This window comes from Bacillus sp. UNC69MF (assembly GCF_000746035.1).
Lineage (GTDB): Bacteria > Bacillota > Bacilli > Bacillales > Bacillaceae > Bacillus > Bacillus velezensis.
Window position 1 is genome coordinate 739,152 of sequence record NZ_JQKM01000003.1, and the last position, 18,559, is coordinate 757,710.

The following is an 18,559-nucleotide window of genomic DNA, read 5'->3' on the forward strand; positions in this document are numbered from 1 at the left end:
AGAGCGGTGCCAGCACACTCTCCCGAGGAACGGGGTCATTGGGACATTCCCTTTGTTCCGAAATCCCTGATGGCGACTTTGACTTTGTATTCAATATCCGATTCACTGAAGTGATGATCCCAGTCAGAGGATATCTTTTTCCATTTATCGGGATAATGAATCCGGACTTGATCGCCTAACCCGGTAATATCCACTTTCAACTCATGCTGCATGTAATCAATGAATGCCATGACATCTGAATGAATGCTGCGTTTTACCGCGTTTTTGATTTCATTTATATAGGACTCCTTGAAGGAATCTTCTTTCGGGTTCCAATCCTCAGATAGACGGCCTTCAACAAACCGGGTAACGATAAACTTGAATTTTCCGTTTTTATATTGTGTTTTTACATCATATTTGCTGGAAAATACCTCGAAAGACAAATAATAATTGTCATGCTTTGCAAACGTAACGCCTCCCTTTACCGTGCCTGTGAACAGGTTCATATTCTGGACTTGTAAAGGAGTTAGATTCGCATACCAGAATTTATTTTTAATAATGGTAGCGCCCCAGATTTCCAGTCTGCTGCCCACTTGGCGAACTTGAGGAAGGGCAAAGGTCTCGCCCTTGGCGATTCTCTCGGATATTTCCCCCAATGTCACGGGCTCCATCATCCGGATGGTGACCGCATTATTCTCCGTTAAGTCATAGATCGTATTTGACGCAGGCTCTCCCTGGTCACTGATTTTGAAAATATCTTTCGTTTTATCCGGCACCGTCATCACATTGCAGCTTCTTCTCGTACCGTTGTCCCTGATAAATTGGTTCATCAATGCGTCAAGCGGGATGTCGTCCTTTAACAGCGCCTCGGAAAACAGCATGATACGCAAGTGCTGGGAGAAAGCGGGGTGATTTTTTAATGATGCCGTTCGTAAGGCTTGATGGACGGTTTCTCCGGAAGTGGAAGTCACCTTTGTCGTGTCGCTCCCTGACGACGACTGCTGGGAACTTGCTTTTTGCGGAACCAGAATCTGCTGCGTCACTTCCACGTTTTCTTCCTCGGGTTTATCGAGCCCGACGCCGATAACGAGACTCAAATCTTCTATATTGCGGCTGTCCCAGCATCCGGCTAAAAGCAATGTGCAAAGAATGATTACGATATATTTCTTCATTGCGCTTTTTTCACCTTCCTTTTCACAGCGACGACTGCAAACATCAGTAAAGGCAGCAAAAAGAAAACCAAGAAGATATAGCCTAGAATATCACTGAACAGCATCAGCTTGTTAGCGTCTTTGGGCATCAATGATCCGAAGAATGTCGCAATGCCTACGAAAATGATGCCCTTTTTGTGCTTCAGCCCGAAAATTTTATTAAGACCCGATGTCGCGAAATATCCGTACGATACATAGGTGGCGAAAAATTGGATAATCCAGACGGCAAGCAAAAAAGACTCGAATCTTTCGATAAAAAGCCCTTTGATTTCAAATGATTGAAAAAGCGCAATCGTAGGCCAGATCATTGTTTTGACATCCTGGGTGGTTAAGGCGCCGACGACGAGCACGTAGGTAATGATGTATAAAATAATCGGGATGCCAAAGCCCATGGCCGACATACGGAACGTGTGCTTTTTATTTTTGATGTGCTCAGGGAGAAACAGCATAATCTCAATTCCTAAGAATGAAACAGAAACGACGGTCAAGGAAGCCATAACGGGAGAAAACCCCTGTCCGAGCACCGGCCGCAGGTTGTCCAGATCAAATATTTTAAAGCTGAAAGAAAACACCACCAGCAAAATAATGATCGTAATCGTTAAATAGAAAGGAAAGAGCCTGCCGAGATCGCTCATGCCGCCGATAATTAAATAAACGGAACAGGCGATAAAGATAAACAGCGTAACCGGCACGGGCGTTCTCTCCAATAAAAAGAACTTGACCATTTCCGCCATCGCCCGGGCTTCGAAGCTGGCGACTCCTATAAAATAGAGACAGATCATAAGATTGACGATATTTCCCGCCCATTTGCCGAGGCCTTCGTTCATATAATCAAACAATGATCCGTACTGATGCTTTTTCATAATGAGCGTATTGAGATAAATCAAAAAGATAAAGATGACGCCTTCCAGACATAATGCAATCCAGCCGTCCGGCGAATTCGCCCTTGATGACAGCGACCGCGGCATGGTAAGGAGTCCCGCCCCGAGCATCGTGTTGGAAATCAATGCCGTCCCTTGATAGCTTGTAAGCTTATTGAGAGTTGTTTTCTGGCTCATTTACGTTTTTCGCCTCTTTTGGTTGATTTTTAATAGGGAGACGGAGAATAGAGTCGTTTGCGTTTTTTAAGCTGAAAAATCCATTCGGCGAGAAATACGGAGAACCGAAGCTTCGCTGTCTCGATAAATGAGTGTAGATCGCCAGCATAAATAAAATCATGCCGTACAGCCCGAAAGCTGCGGCGGTAAACATCGAAATGAAACGGAGCACACGGAATGACAGACCCATCCCGTACTGCGGCACCGTAAATGAAGCAAGCGCGACAATGCTGACCACGATGACCATGATGGAGCTGACAATATTCGCTTCAACGGCCGCTTGGCCGATGACGACTCCGCCCACCAATCCGATCGTCTGGCCGAGCGGGCTGGGAAGCCTCAAGCCCGCTTCTCTCAGCAGCTCTATCGTAATTTCCATTACCATCGCTTCAATGATAGGCGGGAAGGGAACGTTTTCTCTGTTCGCCGCGATGGTGACTGCAAGCGATGTCGGCAGCAGCCCTTGGTGAAACGAAACGAGGGCGATATAAATGGACGAAAAAAACAGCGTAATAAAAATAGACGTAAACCGCAGCACCCGGATGAGCGAGGCGGAAATCCACCGTTCATAATAATCATCGGGAGACTGCATTAAAATTCCTAAAGAAGCCGGAACCACCAGCGCAAACGGCGAGTTGTCGACAAGGATGGCGACGCGGCCGTTGAACAAGGCGGAAGAGACTTTATCAGGCCGTTCCGTATTTTGTATTTGCGGAAAGGGCGAATACTTATTATCCTCAATAAGCTCCTCAAGCGTTCCGGAATCCTGAATGTCGTCCATCTTCACTTCGCTGAGGCGCTTTACAACATCGCTGACGACAGATGGGTCCGCCTTATCATCTATGTACATGACCGTGGCGTATTTTAACTTATTTTCTCCGATCGGAACCTTTTTCGTTTTCAGCTTCGGATGGTTCGTGCGCTGCCTGATCATGGCGACGTTTGTATCAGAATCTTCTATGAAGGCGATTTTCGGACCTCTTACGACCTTTTCGGATGTGGGTTCATTCACGCTTCTTTTTTCTCTTTTTCCCGTGGACAAAATGTATACGCTGTCAAGTCCGTTAATAAACACGGCGCATTTTCCCCGCAGAATGGAGATGACGGCTTCCTTCGACGTAAAGACGGGACGGGCGTCGATCTTATCAAGACGTTTCGTCACCGTATCCAGCGTCAGAGTGTCTTCCTCCCGAAGCAGCGTTTCAATCGCCTCTTTTACTTTGTCTTCGTCGTTCATTTCCCTCAGATACATATAATAAAAAACAAGCCCGTTTGGAAGCATCTTTTTATTTTGAACCAGGTCATCATTCTGCTCTACGTGGGGAAGCACTAGTGCCAGATTAACGTGTATGTATTCCTTGAATTCCGATTGCGCCATCGACAGTCACCCGCCTTCCAATCCTTAATTGAGGTTATCTTTTCCTGTTAAAAAAATGATATACTATGATAAAGTATTTAATGGTACAAGTTTTTTATGAAAGCGGAGGAGAGATGTGGCACAAGTCAGACTGGCAGGAAATGCCGAAGAAATTGAACAGCTCATCAAATCATTTGAAGCGCATTACGAAGTGGCTTACACGTCGAAAGAATACCGTAAAACAAATCCGAAGTATAAATACTCTAAGGATTCGCGCGTCTATCTTGAGCTGAAATTAAAAACGGCCAAGGCCGAAAAATAAAAAGGGTTTCATCTGTTACTGGCGAATAATACTCAGGGTGAAGCAACTGTTATGGAGGGATACATAAATGGACTACAGAATTGAAAAAGACACCATGGGAGAAGTTAAAGTTCCGGCAGATAAATTTTGGGGCGCTCAGACACAGCGCAGCAAAGAGAACTTCAAAATCGGTTCAGAAAAAATGCCTCAGCGTGTTGTGAAGGCGTTTGCAATATTGAAAAGAAGCACAGCGATCGCCAACGAACGCCTCGGCAACTTAGAGTCTGAAAAAGCACAGGCGATTGCCGCTGTATGTGACGATGTTTTAAACGGCAAATACGACGATAACTTTCCGCTCGTTGTCTGGCAGACGGGAAGCGGCACGCAAAGCAACATGAACATGAATGAAGTGGTGGCCAACCGCGCGACTGCTTTATTGAAAGAAAAAAATTCCGAGCTGAAGATTCATCCGAATGATGACGTTAACCGCAGCCAAAGCTCAAACGATACATTCCCGACGGCGATGCACGTTGCGGCGGTTCTTGCCGTATATGAGCAGCTCGTTCCGGCGCTTGATCAGCTGCGCGCGACGCTTGATGAAAAAGCGAAAGCTTATCAGGATATTGTGAAAATCGGACGCACGCATTTGCAGGACGCCACTCCGCTGACGCTCGGACAGGAAATCAGCGGCTGGGTATACATGCTTGACCGTTCGAAAGAAATGATTCTTGAGTCAACGGAAAAAATCCGCGCGCTTGCCATCGGAGGCACGGCAGTCGGCACGGGAATCAACGCCCATCCGCAGTTCGGTGAATTCGTCGCGGAAGAAATCACAAAAGTAACGGGGCAGACATTCAAGAGTTCGCCTAACAAATTCCACGCGCTCACAAGCCATGATGAAATCACTCACGTTCACGGCGCGTTAAAAGCATTGGCTGCCGACCTGATGAAGATTGCCAACGATGTCAGATGGCTGGCAAGCGGCCCGCGCTGCGGAATCGGCGAAATCGTCATTCCTGAAAATGAGCCGGGAAGCTCTATCATGCCGGGCAAAGTCAACCCGACGCAAAGTGAGGCGCTGACAATGATCGCCGCGCAAGTGATGGGAAATGACGCGACAATCGGATTTGCGGCCAGCCAAGGAAACTTCGAGCTGAATGTCTTCAAACCGGTTATTATCTATAACTTCCTGCAGACCGTGCAGCTGCTCAGTGACGGAATGAATTCCTTCCATGACAAATGCGCTGTCGGTATTGAGCCGAACCAAGAGACGATTCAGGAAAATCTCTCTAACTCATTAATGCTTGTTACGGCGCTTAACCCGCACATCGGTTATGAAAACGCCGCGAAAATCGCCAAGCTTGCCCACAAAGAAGGCCTGACGCTGAAAGAAGCGGCATTACAGCTGAACCTTCTGACAGAAGAACAATTTAATGAAATGGTGCGTCCGGAAGATATGGTGCACCCGAAAGCATAAAAAGAAAGAACGGCTGCAGTCATTGCGGCCGTTCTTCTAAATAAACTGCTGTTTCAGTAAAAATCTGAGCTGTTCTGCATCTTCAGCCAGCAGGTCGGATTCCTTCAAATTCAGTATCATTCCTTTGATGATTGCCGGTTTCGGCGACTTTTTCTTCATTTCTGCTTCCAGAATATCCAAGCTCTCGGTGAATTCAGATGCTTGCGCCTTGTCCATCGTGCCGATGCGCGTGCGGAGGGTCTGCAAGATCGATTGGCTTAAAGGATCGGGCTGCCCGTTATGAAGGGGCCCAAACAGTGAGCTTGCCTCATCAAGAGAAATAAACGCTTCATCATGTCTGTCCGCCATTCCGTTTACGATGTCATCAATTCTGTGAATCACGGTATTTGCCAAAAGCGAAGGCTGTACGGACCGGCCGGTCAGAATGAGATATTCAAGATACATCTGACTGATTCCTTCTATTAAAAAACAAAGCTCGGCTGTGTATGGTTCAGCTTTTTCTCCGTAAATCGCAAGAAGACTGTCGATATGAAACTGCAGGATCGACCGGCGGATTCTCTTTCCGCACTGCGCCGCTTCTTCGGTATAAGGAAGTGAACCGTCTTTCATCTGCACGGTAATAAAATCCTGATGGGCGAGAATCGATTCGTAAAACACCGCAAGCTGTTTTTGGTAAGCGGCTCTCGGACTGTCGCCCTCCGTTTGGATCGTCGTGATTCGGGTAAACGTTTTATCATAGTAGTAATTCAGCATGGATAGAAGCAGTGCTTCTTTGGAAGGAAAGTATAGATAAAAAGCGCCTTTTGAGATTTTGCATTCATCGGCGATTTCCTGAACCGATGTAGATTTGTACCCTTTTCGGGCAAACAGTTTAATTGCTGCTTCAATGATCAGCTTTTCTTTTTCCTTCAATGGTTCCACCCTTTCGGAGCCAGGAGGCTGGCTTGTGCTGCTCTTGTATGACTATATGGTCATATTGATATTCCGTAAATTTAACCTGATTGTAACTTGTTTTTTTGTTTTGTTTTATTTATATTATAAAGTGAGCTGACCGAATGGTCAAAGTTCTGGCGAAAGGGTGAATCTGAAAATGAAAGAATTAGATGAAATGATCAGCCGCTTGCGAAACAGAGGAATTAAAGTCGAAAAGGTGAAATATCCGAAAAAGACAATTTGTGAAAAGAAATGGGTTCATCAATGCCAAAAACCGCTGAAAGCAAACTACAGAGATTTTAACGGCTATTCCTTCACATAAAAAAAGACTGCAATGGAACACTACAGTCTACTTTGGTATGATAATTCGGTAGATTACACCCGATTGGTCATTTTCAATTGAAATTGATGCTTTATGCAAGGTTAAAATCCGTTTTACGATGCTGAGTCCTATGCCGAACTCGCCTTTCTTCCCTTTATTAAAAGGCTCGTACAAGCTGGATAGCATCTCATCCTCAATCGGAGGCCCGTCATTTTCAACCGTCATGACAATCTGCTGCTGATTTTGGCTGATCCGAATGTGAATCGCCGTTTCTGCATAGCGGATTTGATTTTCGAGAATGTTTTCAAGAAGTTTGCTCCATTGTTCCGGATCACCGGGCATCATTAATGCATCTTCTGTATCAACGGTCCACGATAATTCCTTCCGGGCCCATTTGAGCCGTTCAATGACTTCTTCCGTGACCTTCACAATGTCAAATGTCTCATGGTGCACCCGCTGCTTCATTAAATAATCAAGCTTCGTTAAATATAATAAATCCTTAATTTTCTTCTCAAGTTTTTCTGCTTCGCCTTCAATGACATCAATTGTGGTTTCCAGATCCCCCTTAGGAAAAATCCCGTCCTTTATTGATTGAGTATAGCCCCTTATCACCATGACAGGCGTTTTTAAATCATGAGAGATATTTTGCAGGAGCGTTCTTTCCGTTTCGTCTTTTTGCACCAGCTTGCTCCGCATGTCTTCAATGGTATGGCCTAATTTTCCGATTTCGTCTTTTCTGTCGACGATGACCGGATCATCCCAATCCTGTTTTGAAATCCGTTTGACATGCTTCTCTAAGGAAACGAGCGGGCGCGAGAGATATTTGGCAAGCCAAATCGCCGGAATCCAGCTTAACAAAATCACGCCGGCAATGATAAAGAGCAGCTGCTTGAACAGGGTGAATGCCAGATCATCACGATAAGAATCAAGGGCGTAAGACAGCATCATCGCATCCTGGCCGTTAATGGTGAGGCCTTTTTTAATGACGAAAAACACTTTTTCACCGCTGATGTCCGCGCTGTATCGTTTCGTGACGCTGTGCTGGCGGCCCGCGAGCTTGTACACCTTATGGATAAAGGAAGAAGAAAAGTAGTTCAAGTCTTTGTCACTGGCCGACTCCTCCCGTTCCGGCAGAAGAACGTGCTGAACGGATCGGAAAGTCGTCGGCGCGGTCGCATCCTCGCTGTAATATCCCCGCTCGATCGATCCGGGCAGCCGGTACTCCGTCAGTACATGCTGTTCATTTTCAATGGTCGTATACGTTTCATCCGTGAAAAAATTACGCAGCGTATTTGAGAACAGCACGAGAAGCAGAATCGAAATGGCTAAGAGGATGCCTGAGATGACCACCCATATTTGAAAAGCAAGCGGCTTATTTTTCATGACGTCATCATCCTGTAGCCGAATCCGTAAATGGTTTCAACCTTTAACCCGGGCATTTTTTTCCGCAGCCTCCGCACAAGATCATCGACCACCCGGTCAGTGCCGAAATAATCATGGCCCCATATATTCAGCAGGATATCTTCTCTGGAAAAGGGGTGTCCTTTATGGTGAAGAAATAAAAGCAGCAGATCAAATTCCTTAGACGTCAAATTGACCAGGCTGCCGGTTTCATCATAAACCTCTCGGGCATCTTCGATCACATTGTAGGAAGAAACGGTGATGCCGGTTTTCTTTGCGGCGGGTTGTTCTTTATACACGAGCTCGAGCAGCTTCTGGACCCGTATAATAAGTTCTCTCGGCAAAAAAGGCTTGGCGATATAATCATTGCTTCCAAGCTCTAACCCGAGGACTCTGTCAATATCGGCATCCCGCGCGGAAATGAAAATAACCGGCACATCGGGATCTTTTTCTTTTATTTCTTTTATCAATGTATAGCCGTCCGTATCCGGAAGCATGATGTCAAGAATCCACAAGTGGGGAGACGGCTGCATCTGCTTTCTGGCATCTTCGCCTTTTGTGAAAGATGTAATGTTCCAGCCTTCATTCTCTAAATATTTTGTGAGCAGTTCATTCAGGTTATCCTCATCTTCAACTAGATAAATGGTGTATGACAAGGCATTTCACATCCTTTCAACGTCATTATACTAGTTTTAACATACTCAAGCCGCATTTTCATAATTTCACATATTCTTTTCATTTTTATCCCACAATGTTTGTTTATGATGTGTATAAGGGAAGAAAGGAAGAAAAAAAGCGGGGAAGATAACATGTTCAAACACATTTTGTTTTGGAGCTTTGCTTTTCTCCTTATTATTGGGACAATAGAACTTGTACATGCGATGAATATGTAATCGATAGAATGAAAACATGCTGAAGGAGTGTGCGTGAATATGAATGATCATCGAGATGACGGCAGAAGCCGCGATCAGTCAGATCTTTCACATACGGAACAAAACAGAAATGAACAGCAGCAGATCAGCCATCAGGAGCCCGAGCTGCTCGAAGGGCCCGTCTCGAAAGAAGCGGAAAACGAGACGGCGGCCGGTACGGAATTTGAAAAAACGGCTGCCGTGAAAAAAGAAAAAAAACGGAGAGCCGCTTGGCTGAGCCCGATTTTAGGCGGCATTATCGGCGGCGGCCTCGTGCTTGGCATTGTGCCGAACCTGCCGGGTGAGCAGCATAAGACAGAAGCCGTTTCTGATACGAAACAAGTTCAGTCTTCGAATTTTACGTCAACGCCTTTGAAAAATACCTCAAGCGTAGCGGATATGGTGGAAGACTTGGAGCCCGCGATTGTCGGAGTGTCCAACTACCAAGCTTCGCAAAGCAGCCAGTTCGGACTTGACGGCGGTTCAAGCTCTGAAACGGAGAGCGGCACGGGGTCAGGCGTCATCTTCAAAAAAGACGGCGAAAAAGCGTACATCATTACAAACAACCATGTCGTAGAAGGTGCGAACAAACTGTCGGTCACTCTTTACAATGGGAAAACCGAAACGGCAAAGCTTGTCGGAAAGGATGCCATCAGTGACTTGGCTGTATTGGAAATCAGCTCGTCCAATGTCAAAAAAGCGGCCAGCTTCGGGGATTCCTCCAAGCTCCGCATTGCCGATAAAGTGATTGCCATCGGCAACCCGCTCGGCCAGCAGTTTTCCGGCACCGTCACACAAGGTGTCATCAGCGGGCTGAACAGAACGGTAGACGCCGATACATCCCAAGGCACGGTGGAAATGAACGTGATTCAGACGGATGCGGCGATTAACCCCGGAAACAGCGGCGGCCCGTTAATCAACTCAAGCGGCCAAGTTATCGGGATCAACAGCATGAAAGTCAGTGAAAACGGCGTGGAGTCACTCGGCTTTGCCATTCCGAGCAATGATGTAGAACCGATAGTCGACCAGCTGCTTGCAAAAGGAAAAGTCGAGCGCCCATTTTTAGGTGTGCAGATGATTGACATGGCGCAAGTGCCGGAAACTTATCAGGAAAACACGCTCGGACTGTTCGGCGACCAGCTGTCTAAGGGTGTTTACGTAAAAGAAGTGCAATCCGGCTCACCGGCTGCGAAAGCGGGCATCAAATCAAATGACGTCATTGTACAATTGAACGGCAAAGATGTCGGCAGCAGCGCCGATATCAGACAGATCTTATATAACCAGCTGAAAATCGGCGATAAAACGACTGTTCAAGTTCTCAGAAACGGAAGCAAAAAGACGCTGAACGTCACATTAACGAAACAAACCGAAAGCGCAAGCTGAACGCATAAAAAAAGCTGAACCTTCAACTGAGGTTCAGCTTTTTTCGTCATTCTCCCAAGTAGGCTGACAGCATCCACACATGCTTGTCCGCTTCTTCAACTAATCCGACAAACAGGTCGGCAGTTGACGGGTCATTTTGTTCCTCGGCGATGCCGATGACAAATTTTGATTCGCGGCTGATTTGTTTATAGTCTTGAACCAGTGATTCCACCATTTCAGAAGCCGTTTTTTCCTGGCCTTCATCCGTAATGGAAGCTTGTTCAAGGTAAGTGTGTAAAGTCGCCGCAGGCTGTCCGCCGATGGCCAGAAGTCGCTCTGCGATGGCATCCGCCGTTTCCGCCGCTTCGTTATATAGCTCTTCAAATTTTTCATGAAGCGTAAAGAAATGAGGGCCTTTTACATACCAATGGAAGCGGTGCAGTTTAGAGTAAAGGATAAACCAGTTTGATAATTGTGTGTTCATTGATTTCTCAACAAGAGTTTCAGTTTTTTTCGCGTTTTGTGTATTCATATTCATCGTCCTCCCTGTGATCTGATAATTTAATTATATCACATATTAAATAAAAATCAATACTAAATTATAATAATTATAATTTAGGTTTAAGTGAACAGCTTTTTCTTTATAATCGATTCCCAGGCGGACCACGGAAAGAGTGAGCGGAAAGCCAATGTCAGCTTAACGCCCCTGCCGATCGGATACCGCAGTTTCTTCAGCCGTTTCCTTTGTGCCAATTGATAAATCAGCTCCGCTACGTCATCAGGATCGCCGCTTTTGGATGCGTTGGCTTTGAAGTAAGCTTCTATTTGCTGATAATAGCGGTAATAAGGCGAATCTTTGCCGGGTGCCGTAAGATGATTGGAGAGAGACGTTTCCCATATAGATGTTTTGTAGGAGCCCGGTTCTATTAAAGCGGCATCAATTCCTAAAGGCAGCAGTTCGAGGCGCAGGCTCTCTGTAAACCCTTCAACCGCGAATTTGGAAGAGACATACGGAGATAGAGCCGGGAAACCGGTCAGTCCGCTGATACTGCTGATATTGAAGATTTTCGCCCCGCTATGTTTTCGCATATAAGGCAGCACGGTTTTTGTGACGTGAATCAGACCGAATACATTTGATTCATACTGCTGTCTGTAATGTTCCATCAGCACATCGTCAATAAACCCCCCGTACGCAGTGCCGGCGTTATTGACGAGCAGGTCAATCGGTCCGAAACCGCTGATGGTGTTCCCGAAGTCAGACACCGACTGCTCATTTGTCACATCTAAAGAAACGACCGTAACATGTTCGGATGCACCCGCTTGAGCGGCGGCCTCTTTCAGTATTTCAGCTTTCTCCGGCTGTCTGGCTGTTGCGATGACGTGATAAGACCGGGCGAGCTTCAGCGCTGTCAGCAGCCCGAATCCGCTCGTCGCGCCGGTTACAATGGCAATTTTTCTGTTCATCTTATAATCCTCCCCGTTTGTTCTTATCTCATAGTGTATAACATCTCGCGGAAAGAAGGAGAAATCGTTCGGAAATATGTCAGAATTGTTTTATAATGGAGTCAGCTTCGGATAGAAAGGGGTAAAGAAAAGATGGCATTAGAGGGATTGAAGGAAACATGGGATTTAAACTCCATTTTTGAGGGCGGGAGCCGGTCGGAAGAGTTTCAGCAATACATACAAGAGCTCAAAAAGCATCTAAGCGCTTTTCAACATGCGGTTGAAGCGTTTACGGTTCCGACGCATGCGGATGAAAGCCGGGAGATGATCAATCTGATTGATAGGTTTGAACGGTCAGCGATCATGATCAGGCAGGCGGGAGCGTTCGTCGGCTGTCTTCAGGCTCAGAACACTCATGATCAGAAAGCGAATGAATGGAGGGCGCGGATCAATCAGCTGAGCAGTGATTTTAAATCCGCTCTGGTCACCCTTGACGATACACTTGCCCGGATTGACGAGCCGGTCTGGGAGGAGCTGCTGCAAAAACCGGAACTTCAGGATCTCACATATGTTTTAAATGAGAGAAGAGACCGGGTCAAAGAGAAGCTCAGCGCTTCAGAAGAAAGGCTGATTGAAGGCCTGGCCGTTGACGGCTATCACGCATGGGGCGACTTGTATAATGCGGCTGTCGGCAGAATGAAGATTCCATTTGAGGATAAAGAGCTGTCGGTCGGCCAAGCGGAAAATATGATGGCGCACCCGGATCGCCGCATCAGACATCAAGTGTTCAAAGAGCTTAATGAAGCGTGGAAAGGAGAAGAGGAGCTTTTCGGCAGCACGCTGAACCATCTGGCCGGCTTCCGCACGGAAATCTATAAAGCGCGGGGCTGGAAAAGCGCTTTGGAAGAGCCGCTTGCGATCAACCGGATGAAAAAAGAAACGCTGGATGTCATGTGGCGGGTCATTACCGATCATAAAAAGCCTTTTGCCGAATACCTGAATCGAAAGGCGTCTCTTTTAGGGCTTGAGCGGCTGAACTGGTATGATGTGGACGCGCCGATCGGCGAGGCTCCGAAAGAATACACATATGATGAAGCGGCCAATCTGATTGTCAGCCAATTTTCGACGTTTGGCAAAAAGCTGTCCGCATTTACGGAAAAAGCGTTCCGTGATCGGTGGATAGAAGCGGAAGACCGCAGCGGCAAACGGGTCGGCGGTTTCTGCACCAGCTTTCCCGACAGCGGAGAATCCCGGATTTTTATGACGTTTTCCGGAAGCGCTTCGAATGTATCGACGCTGGCGCATGAGCTCGGTCACGCGTTCCATCAGGAGGCCATGCTTCAAGTGCGGCAGCTGAACAGAGCCTACGCTATGAATGTCGCTGAAACAGCCTCGACCTTTGCGGAAATGATCGTCGCCGACGCCGCTTTGAAACAAGCGGAGACAAAGGATGAAAAGGTGTTCTTGCTTGAAGATAAAATTCAAAGAAGCGTAGCCATGTTTATGAATATTCATGCGAGATTTTTATTTGAAACGCGTTTTTATGAAGAGCGCAAGCAGGGCGTCGTTCCGGCTGAGAAACTGAATGAACTGATGGAAGCGGCGCAGAAAGAAGCATTTTGCGATTCATTAGGGGAATACCACCCTCATTTCTGGGCGTCAAAACTGCATTTTCATATTACGGGAGTGCCGTTTTACAACTTTCCGTATACGTTCGGTTATTTATTTTCGCTTGGAATATATGCAAGAGCTCTTCGGGAAAAAGCGGATTTTGAAGAAAAATATATCGCGCTTTTGTGTGACACGGCTTCGATGACTGTTGAGGATTTGGCGATGAAGCACCTTGGAGCGGATCTGACGGAACGGTCGTTTTGGGAAGACGCGGTCCGCCTTGCCGTACAGGATGTGCAGGAATTTTTAGAGCTGACTGAATGATAATCTGGAGATGAACCGGCCGGAGTGTTACCGCTCCGGTTCTTTTTTGTTTAATGAATGACAGCCGCCTCCCTTGGAAATACCTAAAAACGATCGGAATGGAATGGGAGTGAATCGCATGAAATGGATCAGAACGGCGGGCGTTTTATGTCTTACGCTGATGCTGATTGCCGGCTGCCGATTGAATGAAGAAAAACGGGAAGCGGAACAAGACAGCACACCCGTGTCATCCGCGAAGCCGGTTCCTTACAGCAGCTTTGCCCTTCGCGTCAGCTACGGAGCCGGAGAGCATAACCGCTATGAAGGTTTGTATGAGAGAAAAGGCGGTCATGAAAAGGCTGACATCCGGGACAAGCTCTCAGGGGTTCACAGAGAGGGCGAGGAAGCGCTTGATGAAATGAAGATGATCCTTGGAGAACTTGCCGTAAACAGCCGGATGAAGGAAAGTGAGGTCGTCAGGCAGGTGCTCTCGGCTTTTAATTTGGACAGCCGCTATGACCATTTTTATCTGAAACTGAAAAAGAATGATGGAGAAATGACGGAAATAAAAAAATAACCGCCGTCCGCTGCTTTTTTGCCCAAAACTAATTGATAATGATATTCAGAGTCATTAATTTCTGTTACAATATAATCATGATCTCACGTTGAATGTTTAGGCAATTTGTTTATATACATAGTGTTGGGAAACTCAAAAAAGGAGCGGTTAGCGGTATGAGTGCAATTTCTACAGAGACGCTGAGCTTAGGGTACGGAGAGACTGTTATCATTGACGAATTGGATGTCGCGATTCCAAAAGGCGAAATCACTGTATTGATCGGAAGCAACGGCTGCGGAAAATCGACGCTTTTACGTTCATTGGCCCGGCTGATGAAACCGAGGGGCGGTACTGTGCTTTTAGAAGGAAAAGCCATCGCTAAGCTTCCGACGAAGGAAGTGGCAAGAGAGCTCGCTATTTTGCCGCAGAGTCCGTCAGCTCCCGAAGGCCTGACGGTGCATCAGCTTGTGAAGCAGGGAAGATACCCTTATCAAAGCTGGCTGAAGCAATGGTCCAAAGAGGACGAAGACGCAGTGGCAAAAGCGCTTAAAGCGACGAAGCTTGAGGAAATGGCCGACCGTCCGGTGGATTCCTTGTCAGGCGGACAGCGCCAGCGCGCATGGATTGCGATGACACTCGCTCAGGATACGGATATCATTCTGCTTGACGAGCCGACAACCTATCTCGACATGACGCATCAAATTGAAATTCTTGATTTGCTGTTTGAATTAAATGAAAAAGAAAAACGCACAATCGTCATGGTGCTGCACGACCTCAATCTGGCATGCCGTTATGCCCATTATCTGGTCGCCATTAAGGATAAACAGATTTACGCAGAGGGCCGTCCCGAAGAAGTCATCACTTGCGAGCTTGTACAGCAGGTCTTTGCGATGAACTGCCAGGTAACGCAAGACCCGCTGTTCGGCACGCCGCTTTGCATTCCGCACGGACGCGGCAGATGTATCGTGCAGGAAGCGGCCCTCACCGCCCGATTGTCATAATCATGAAAAAGGGAAGGGAACGGTATGGAAGAGAAACTGCAGCAGCAGCTGGACGGCCTGCTTGAGAAATACACGGAACTATTGCTTGGCGAAACAAACCCGGATGTAAAGGAAGAAGTCAGGCAGTGGATTTTGTATACACATATCGCAAAAAGCATGCCTCCGCTCGTCAAACATTGGAATCAATCCTACCCGGACGCCAAAGAGGGCATCAAAGCTGCGATACAGCATATTAAACAGCTCAATGAAGCACACAGAAAAAAACAATAAAAAAGCTTTCGGCATCAAAGAGAGGTGCCGGAAGCTTTTTTTCTGAAAAGGAATCAATAAAGGCTTCGTTCAATTCATAGGCGAAGAACTTTAATATAACTAATGCACCCGTTTGTTTACGTATATTTCTTCCGCTTGCTGAACCAAGAAAAAAGGACCGCCGCAGCAATCCCTTTCTCTCTTTCCTATATATCACATTTCCTTTCGGCTACGTAATAACTCTTCAAATGCTTTTATATTTGTATCAAAATTGGGCACTGTTTGAGATTCCTCGGCACATTTGACTTGTGCTACAACCAAATCATGAAAAGGTGTTGAAATGCCAGTACCTTCTGCCATTTTGGGAATAACTCCATTAATATAATCAATTTCAGTTTTGCGTTTTTTCTCAAGATCCTGGAGCATACTTGCTCTTAGCAGCCTAGATGGTGCCATGGCTGACCTAAAAGTTTGGATACGTTCAGGAATATCATTTTCACTTCTTAATTCCAAAGATTCTAAATCAAGGCCGCCCATTTTCGCAAATTTGACACCATTGGCGTGTCCAACCTTAATCGTCTCATCTGCGATATGGACTGCACTAACAATGCCGATTTCATGGTCAAGAATGTCTCCGTATTCTCCGTTTAATGCTGCCGATAAACCACTGAATGCATTATTGATAAGTAATTTTGACCACTTCGTTCCAACTAAATTATCGGAAATATGTGTTCCGCCGATAAGGTCTAAAACCGATTTAATACGCTGGATTCTTTCTGTTGTTTCACCATGTAATTCTCCAATTTGAAAAGCGTACTCTTTAAATTGAGTATACTCAGTTGTAAGTCTGGATACGCCCGGCTCAATAAACGTAGCACCAAATTCAACAGAACCTGCAATAACACGTTCATCACCAACGATCGAAGCAACTTTCTGTTCAGGTATACCGTTTTGCAAGGAACATACTACACTGTCATCCTTTAAAAAAGGCAGTAACTCTTTAAGGATGGAGTCATTATATAATTGTTTCGTCAGAAGTAATATTAAATCATACTTTCCTGATTTGTTTTCAGGGGTGATAGCTTTCACCTTTGCTTGAAATTCCGTTGTACCAACTACTTTAGCACCTATTTGATTTAAGGTATCTACATGTTCTTTGTATGAATCAATCAATTCGACATCCATTCCGCCAGCAGACAGATATGCTCCAACAATGGTTCCTAAAGAACCTGCTCCTAAAACTGCAATTCTCATTGTCAACGCTCCTTATTTTTCCTCTAAGTAGTTATAAACCGGCTGTGCTGCATTTAAGGTTAAATCCGTAATAATATGAGATGCTGAAACGACTTCTAATACAGGCAAATCTGCAAGAGGTGCCAGAGCATGTTCAAATAATTGAAGCCGCGCCGGTCCAGTCCAGGCACCTTTAACTTCTATATTCGTTATTTGCGTCCGCACCAAATCACAAACCCTTAAATCACCATTGTAATCAGTGGCAATCTTAACCATAAAATTAGGTCGGCAAATTTCCCTTTTCGCTTTTTCCTTATCCATTTCGAAATGTTTATATCCCATAGTCGCAGTTGCCACACGAAGACTGCCATAATCTAATGTGCCGACAAGAGTATCAGAGTCTATATACAGCTTAGGGGCACCCAATTTCTTTGGATATGCAGTAAGTTCCCGTCCGCTTGCAATAGCCGGGAAATTGTCAACATACATAGAATGTACATAATCTCCTTCTTCACCATTAAAGCTGACAGGGATGACTTGTCCTGCCTCTGTATAGGCACCAAGTCCGGAAACATCGGGCATCCACATGACTTCGAATTTCACTAAAGGTTCAGTAATTTCAAGAGGTTCCGGCACTGCCGCACGTAAAGCTTTTTCATCCGTTCGGTAAATAATATTTAAATATTCACGGTTAACAAATTTATAATTTGGGATAGGATAAGCAGGGGCTGTTAGTGGCGTATTTAAATTTTTTGCTATATCTTTCACATCAATTTTCATTGAATGACACCCTTTCCTTTTCTTTAACTATGCTATTATCTTACATTCGCATTTACATTTAATCCAATACATAATAAGGTATATATATATTTATTGAAATAAATGAGGGGGGTGCAGACAGATGGAATTGCTGCAGCTAAAATACTTTCAGACAGTTGCCTATACTGAACATATCTCTAAAGCGGCAGAACAATTAAAGATTGCCCAGCCTTCTTTAAGTCTCACTATAAAAAGACTTGAGAATGAACTGGGAACAACCTTGTTTGAGAGAAAAGGCAGAAATATTAAGCTGAGTTCAGCAGGGAAAATTCTTTTAAAACATGTAAACAGGATTTTTACTGAGATTGAAAATGCACAAACGGAAATTCAATTGGAGGAACATCAAATTTCTGACACCATCAGAATATCTATTTCCAATCCAAGATTCCTTGCAGGACTGATGAGTGAATATATCAACCGCTCTCCTCAATCAAAAATTCTCCAAGCAATCGGAGTTAAAAGCGAGATCATAACAAGTTTAAAAAAAGGGGACATTGATTTAGGAATAACAGGTCATCCGATTCAAGATGAAGAGATAGAGAGTTGTGTGCTGGTAAATGAAGATATCGTTCTGGCTTTGCCCTCAAACCACCGATTTACGGGTAAAACAGAAATTTCTTTACGTCTTGTCGCCGATGAACCATTTATTACCCTTGCTAATAATGAAGAGTATAGAGGTTTCACAGCCTCGCTTTGTGAGAAAGCTGGTTTCACCCCAAATATTGCATTTGAGGCAGATTCTCATTTACTGGTCGAGATTATAAAGCTGGATCAAGGTGTGGCGTTGCTTCCTATTTCAGTTTGCAGAACATTGGGGCTGAATTTTATAAAAGTGACTGATCACTCTGCTTCATATCCAGTCGGCTTATCTTGGATGAGACATAAGCTATTATCTTCTTCGGTAAGAAATTTTCGTGACTTTATTATGTCGTACTATAAAGATAACTATGAAATGTTTAAGGTTTATTAAAGAATTCCATCACTATTTTTTTG

At 45.3% G+C, this 18,559-nt stretch carries 18 protein-coding genes and 1 pseudogene; 9 read left to right on the plus strand and 10 right to left on the minus strand.

All coding sequences use genetic code 11. The annotated features are described in order from the left end of the window. Positions 1 to 35: 35 nt before the first annotated feature. The 3 genes from BR62_RS0103695 to BR62_RS0103705 are packed head-to-tail and all read right to left on the minus strand — an operon-like array spanning position 36 to position 3,665. Positions 36 to 1,151, minus strand: coding sequence for a Ger(x)C family spore germination protein (locus BR62_RS0103695; RefSeq protein WP_020956323.1), 1,116 nt, complete (start codon positions 1,149 to 1,151; stop codon positions 36 to 38). Continuing rightward, positions 1,148 to 2,248, minus strand: coding sequence for a spore germination protein (locus BR62_RS0103700; RefSeq protein ID WP_007410062.1), 1,101 nt, complete (start codon positions 2,246 to 2,248; stop codon positions 1,148 to 1,150). The genes BR62_RS0103695 and BR62_RS0103700 overlap by 4 nt, the downstream gene beginning before the upstream one ends. Continuing rightward, on the minus strand, positions 2,223 to 3,665 hold the full coding sequence (locus BR62_RS0103705; protein ID WP_015240554.1) for a spore germination receptor protein GerAA: 1,443 nt from the start codon (positions 3,663 to 3,665) through the stop codon (positions 2,223 to 2,225). The genes BR62_RS0103700 and BR62_RS0103705 overlap by 26 nt, the downstream gene beginning before the upstream one ends. A 115-nt stretch (positions 3,666 to 3,780) precedes the next feature. Between BR62_RS0103705 and BR62_RS0103710 the strand changes: the two genes are divergently transcribed. Beyond that, on the plus strand, positions 3,781 to 3,966 hold the full coding sequence (locus BR62_RS0103710) for a YvzF family protein (RefSeq protein ID WP_003151806.1): 186 nt from the start codon (positions 3,781 to 3,783) through the stop codon (positions 3,964 to 3,966). A 67-nt stretch (positions 3,967 to 4,033) separates the two neighbouring features. Beyond that, the gene (gene fumC, locus BR62_RS0103715; protein WP_007410064.1) at positions 4,034 to 5,422 is read left to right on the plus strand and encodes a class II fumarate hydratase; all 1,389 of its coding nucleotides are present in this window, start codon (positions 4,034 to 4,036) and stop codon (positions 5,420 to 5,422) included. Between the two features lie 36 nt (positions 5,423 to 5,458). On the opposite strand, the gene BR62_RS0103720 is transcribed toward fumC, so the two are convergent. Next, positions 5,459 to 6,334 (minus strand): TetR/AcrR family transcriptional regulator, encoded by an 876-nt coding sequence (locus tag BR62_RS0103720; protein ID WP_017418948.1) that lies wholly within the window; start codon positions 6,332 to 6,334, stop codon positions 5,459 to 5,461. Positions 6,335 to 6,512: 178 nt separating this feature from the next. On the opposite strand from BR62_RS0103720, the gene spxO reads away from it, so the two are divergent. After that, positions 6,513 to 6,677: an anti-adapter protein SpxO gene (spxO, locus tag BR62_RS19460; protein ID WP_003151811.1), complete on the plus strand. Its 165-nt coding sequence runs from the start codon at positions 6,513 to 6,515 to the stop codon at positions 6,675 to 6,677. A gap of 27 nt (positions 6,678 to 6,704) precedes the next feature. On the opposite strand, the gene BR62_RS0103725 is transcribed toward spxO, so the two are convergent. After that, positions 6,705 to 8,060 carry a two-component system sensor histidine kinase CssS gene (locus BR62_RS0103725; protein WP_020956320.1) on the minus strand — a complete coding sequence of 452 codons (1,356 nt, stop codon included), beginning with the start codon at positions 8,058 to 8,060 and terminating at the stop codon, positions 6,705 to 6,707. Next, positions 8,057 to 8,734, minus strand: coding sequence for a two-component system response regulator CssR (locus BR62_RS0103730; RefSeq protein WP_032869720.1), 678 nt, complete (start codon positions 8,732 to 8,734; stop codon positions 8,057 to 8,059). Before BR62_RS0103730 ends, BR62_RS0103725 begins: the two co-directional genes overlap by 4 nt. Before the next feature lie 276 nt (positions 8,735 to 9,010). Here BR62_RS0103730 and BR62_RS0103735 point away from each other — a divergent pair, with 276 nt between their 5' ends. Continuing rightward, entirely contained in the window at positions 9,011 to 10,372 is a 1,362-nt protein-coding gene (locus BR62_RS0103735; protein ID WP_007410070.1) for a S1C family serine protease, read from the plus strand. A gap of 46 nt (positions 10,373 to 10,418) precedes the next feature. On the opposite strand, the gene BR62_RS0103740 is transcribed toward BR62_RS0103735, so the two are convergent. Together BR62_RS0103740 and BR62_RS0103745 are read right to left on the minus strand one after the other, a co-directional pair. Beyond that, positions 10,419 to 10,883: a Dps family protein gene (locus BR62_RS0103740; protein WP_007410071.1), complete on the minus strand. Its 465-nt coding sequence runs from the start codon at positions 10,881 to 10,883 to the stop codon at positions 10,419 to 10,421. An 89-nt stretch (positions 10,884 to 10,972) separates the two neighbouring features. Beyond that, complete coding sequence (locus tag BR62_RS0103745) at positions 10,973 to 11,815, minus strand: oxidoreductase (protein ID WP_012118400.1); 843 nt, start codon at positions 11,813 to 11,815, stop codon at positions 10,973 to 10,975. 132 nt (positions 11,816 to 11,947) lie between these two features. Here BR62_RS0103745 and BR62_RS0103750 point away from each other — a divergent pair, with 132 nt between their 5' ends. From BR62_RS0103750 to BR62_RS0103765, 4 genes and pseudogenes are all read left to right on the plus strand, one after another. Next, positions 11,948 to 13,729: a M3 family oligoendopeptidase gene (locus tag BR62_RS0103750; protein ID WP_032869723.1), complete on the plus strand. Its 1,782-nt coding sequence runs from the start codon at positions 11,948 to 11,950 to the stop codon at positions 13,727 to 13,729. A gap of 118 nt (positions 13,730 to 13,847) precedes the next feature. Further along, positions 13,848 to 14,285, plus strand: coding sequence for a YusW family protein (locus tag BR62_RS0103755; protein ID WP_032869725.1), 438 nt, complete (start codon positions 13,848 to 13,850; stop codon positions 14,283 to 14,285). A gap of 155 nt (positions 14,286 to 14,440) precedes the next feature. Then, positions 14,441 to 15,265, plus strand: a complete 825-nt coding sequence (locus BR62_RS0103760; protein WP_007410075.1) for an ABC transporter ATP-binding protein — start codon at positions 14,441 to 14,443, stop codon at positions 15,263 to 15,265. A gap of 2 nt (positions 15,266 to 15,267) precedes the next feature. Further along, positions 15,268 to 15,535, plus strand: a pseudogene (locus BR62_RS0103765) (YusU family protein). 192 nt (positions 15,536 to 15,727) lie between these two features. Here BR62_RS0103765 and BR62_RS0103775 read toward each other — a convergent pair. Both BR62_RS0103775 and BR62_RS0103780 read right to left on the minus strand, forming a co-directional pair. Next, the gene (locus BR62_RS0103775) at positions 15,728 to 16,768 is read right to left on the minus strand and encodes a ketopantoate reductase family protein (RefSeq protein ID WP_032869729.1); all 1,041 of its coding nucleotides are present in this window, start codon (positions 16,766 to 16,768) and stop codon (positions 15,728 to 15,730) included. 12 nt (positions 16,769 to 16,780) lie between these two features. Continuing rightward, positions 16,781 to 17,527, minus strand: coding sequence for an acetoacetate decarboxylase (locus tag BR62_RS0103780; protein ID WP_032869731.1), 747 nt, complete (start codon positions 17,525 to 17,527; stop codon positions 16,781 to 16,783). A gap of 121 nt (positions 17,528 to 17,648) precedes the next feature. Here BR62_RS0103780 and BR62_RS0103785 point away from each other — a divergent pair, with 121 nt between their 5' ends. After that, positions 17,649 to 18,536 carry a LysR family transcriptional regulator gene (locus BR62_RS0103785; RefSeq protein ID WP_007410078.1) on the plus strand — a complete coding sequence of 296 codons (888 nt, stop codon included), beginning with the start codon at positions 17,649 to 17,651 and terminating at the stop codon, positions 18,534 to 18,536. The last annotated feature ends 23 nt before the right edge of the window (positions 18,537 to 18,559 follow it).

Bases quoted from the DNA above. Each gene is read 5' to 3' on its own strand.
- BR62_RS0103760 (WP_007410075.1), top strand. From the start codon at position 14,441: ATGAGTGCAATTTCTACAGAGACGCTGAGCTTAGGGTACGGAGAGACT.
- BR62_RS0103745 (WP_012118400.1), bottom strand. From the start codon at position 11,815: ATGAACAGAAAAATTGCCATTGTAACCGGCGCGACGAGCGGATTCGGG.
- BR62_RS0103780 (WP_032869731.1), bottom strand. From the start codon at position 17,527: ATGAAAATTGATGTGAAAGATATAGCAAAAAATTTAAATACGCCACTA.
- BR62_RS0103750 (WP_032869723.1), top strand. From the start codon at position 11,948: ATGGCATTAGAGGGATTGAAGGAAACATGGGATTTAAACTCCATTTTT.
- spxO (WP_003151811.1), top strand. From the start codon at position 6,513: ATGAAAGAATTAGATGAAATGATCAGCCGCTTGCGAAACAGAGGAATT.
- BR62_RS0103705 (WP_015240554.1), bottom strand. From the start codon at position 3,665: ATGGCGCAATCGGAATTCAAGGAATACATACACGTTAATCTGGCACTA.
- BR62_RS0103725 (WP_020956320.1), bottom strand. From the start codon at position 8,060: ATGAAAAATAAGCCGCTTGCTTTTCAAATATGGGTGGTCATCTCAGGC.
- BR62_RS0103785 (WP_007410078.1), top strand. From the start codon at position 17,649: ATGGAATTGCTGCAGCTAAAATACTTTCAGACAGTTGCCTATACTGAA.
- fumC (WP_007410064.1), top strand. From the start codon at position 4,034: ATGGACTACAGAATTGAAAAAGACACCATGGGAGAAGTTAAAGTTCCG.
- BR62_RS0103735 (WP_007410070.1), top strand. From the start codon at position 9,011: ATGAATGATCATCGAGATGACGGCAGAAGCCGCGATCAGTCAGATCTT.
- BR62_RS0103740 (WP_007410071.1), bottom strand. From the start codon at position 10,883: ATGAATACACAAAACGCGAAAAAAACTGAAACTCTTGTTGAGAAATCA.
- BR62_RS0103755 (WP_032869725.1), top strand. From the start codon at position 13,848: ATGAAATGGATCAGAACGGCGGGCGTTTTATGTCTTACGCTGATGCTG.
- BR62_RS0103695 (WP_020956323.1), bottom strand. From the start codon at position 1,151: ATGAAGAAATATATCGTAATCATTCTTTGCACATTGCTTTTAGCCGGA.
- BR62_RS0103775 (WP_032869729.1), bottom strand. From the start codon at position 16,768: ATGAGAATTGCAGTTTTAGGAGCAGGTTCTTTAGGAACCATTGTTGGA.
- BR62_RS0103700 (WP_007410062.1), bottom strand. From the start codon at position 2,248: ATGAGCCAGAAAACAACTCTCAATAAGCTTACAAGCTATCAAGGGACG.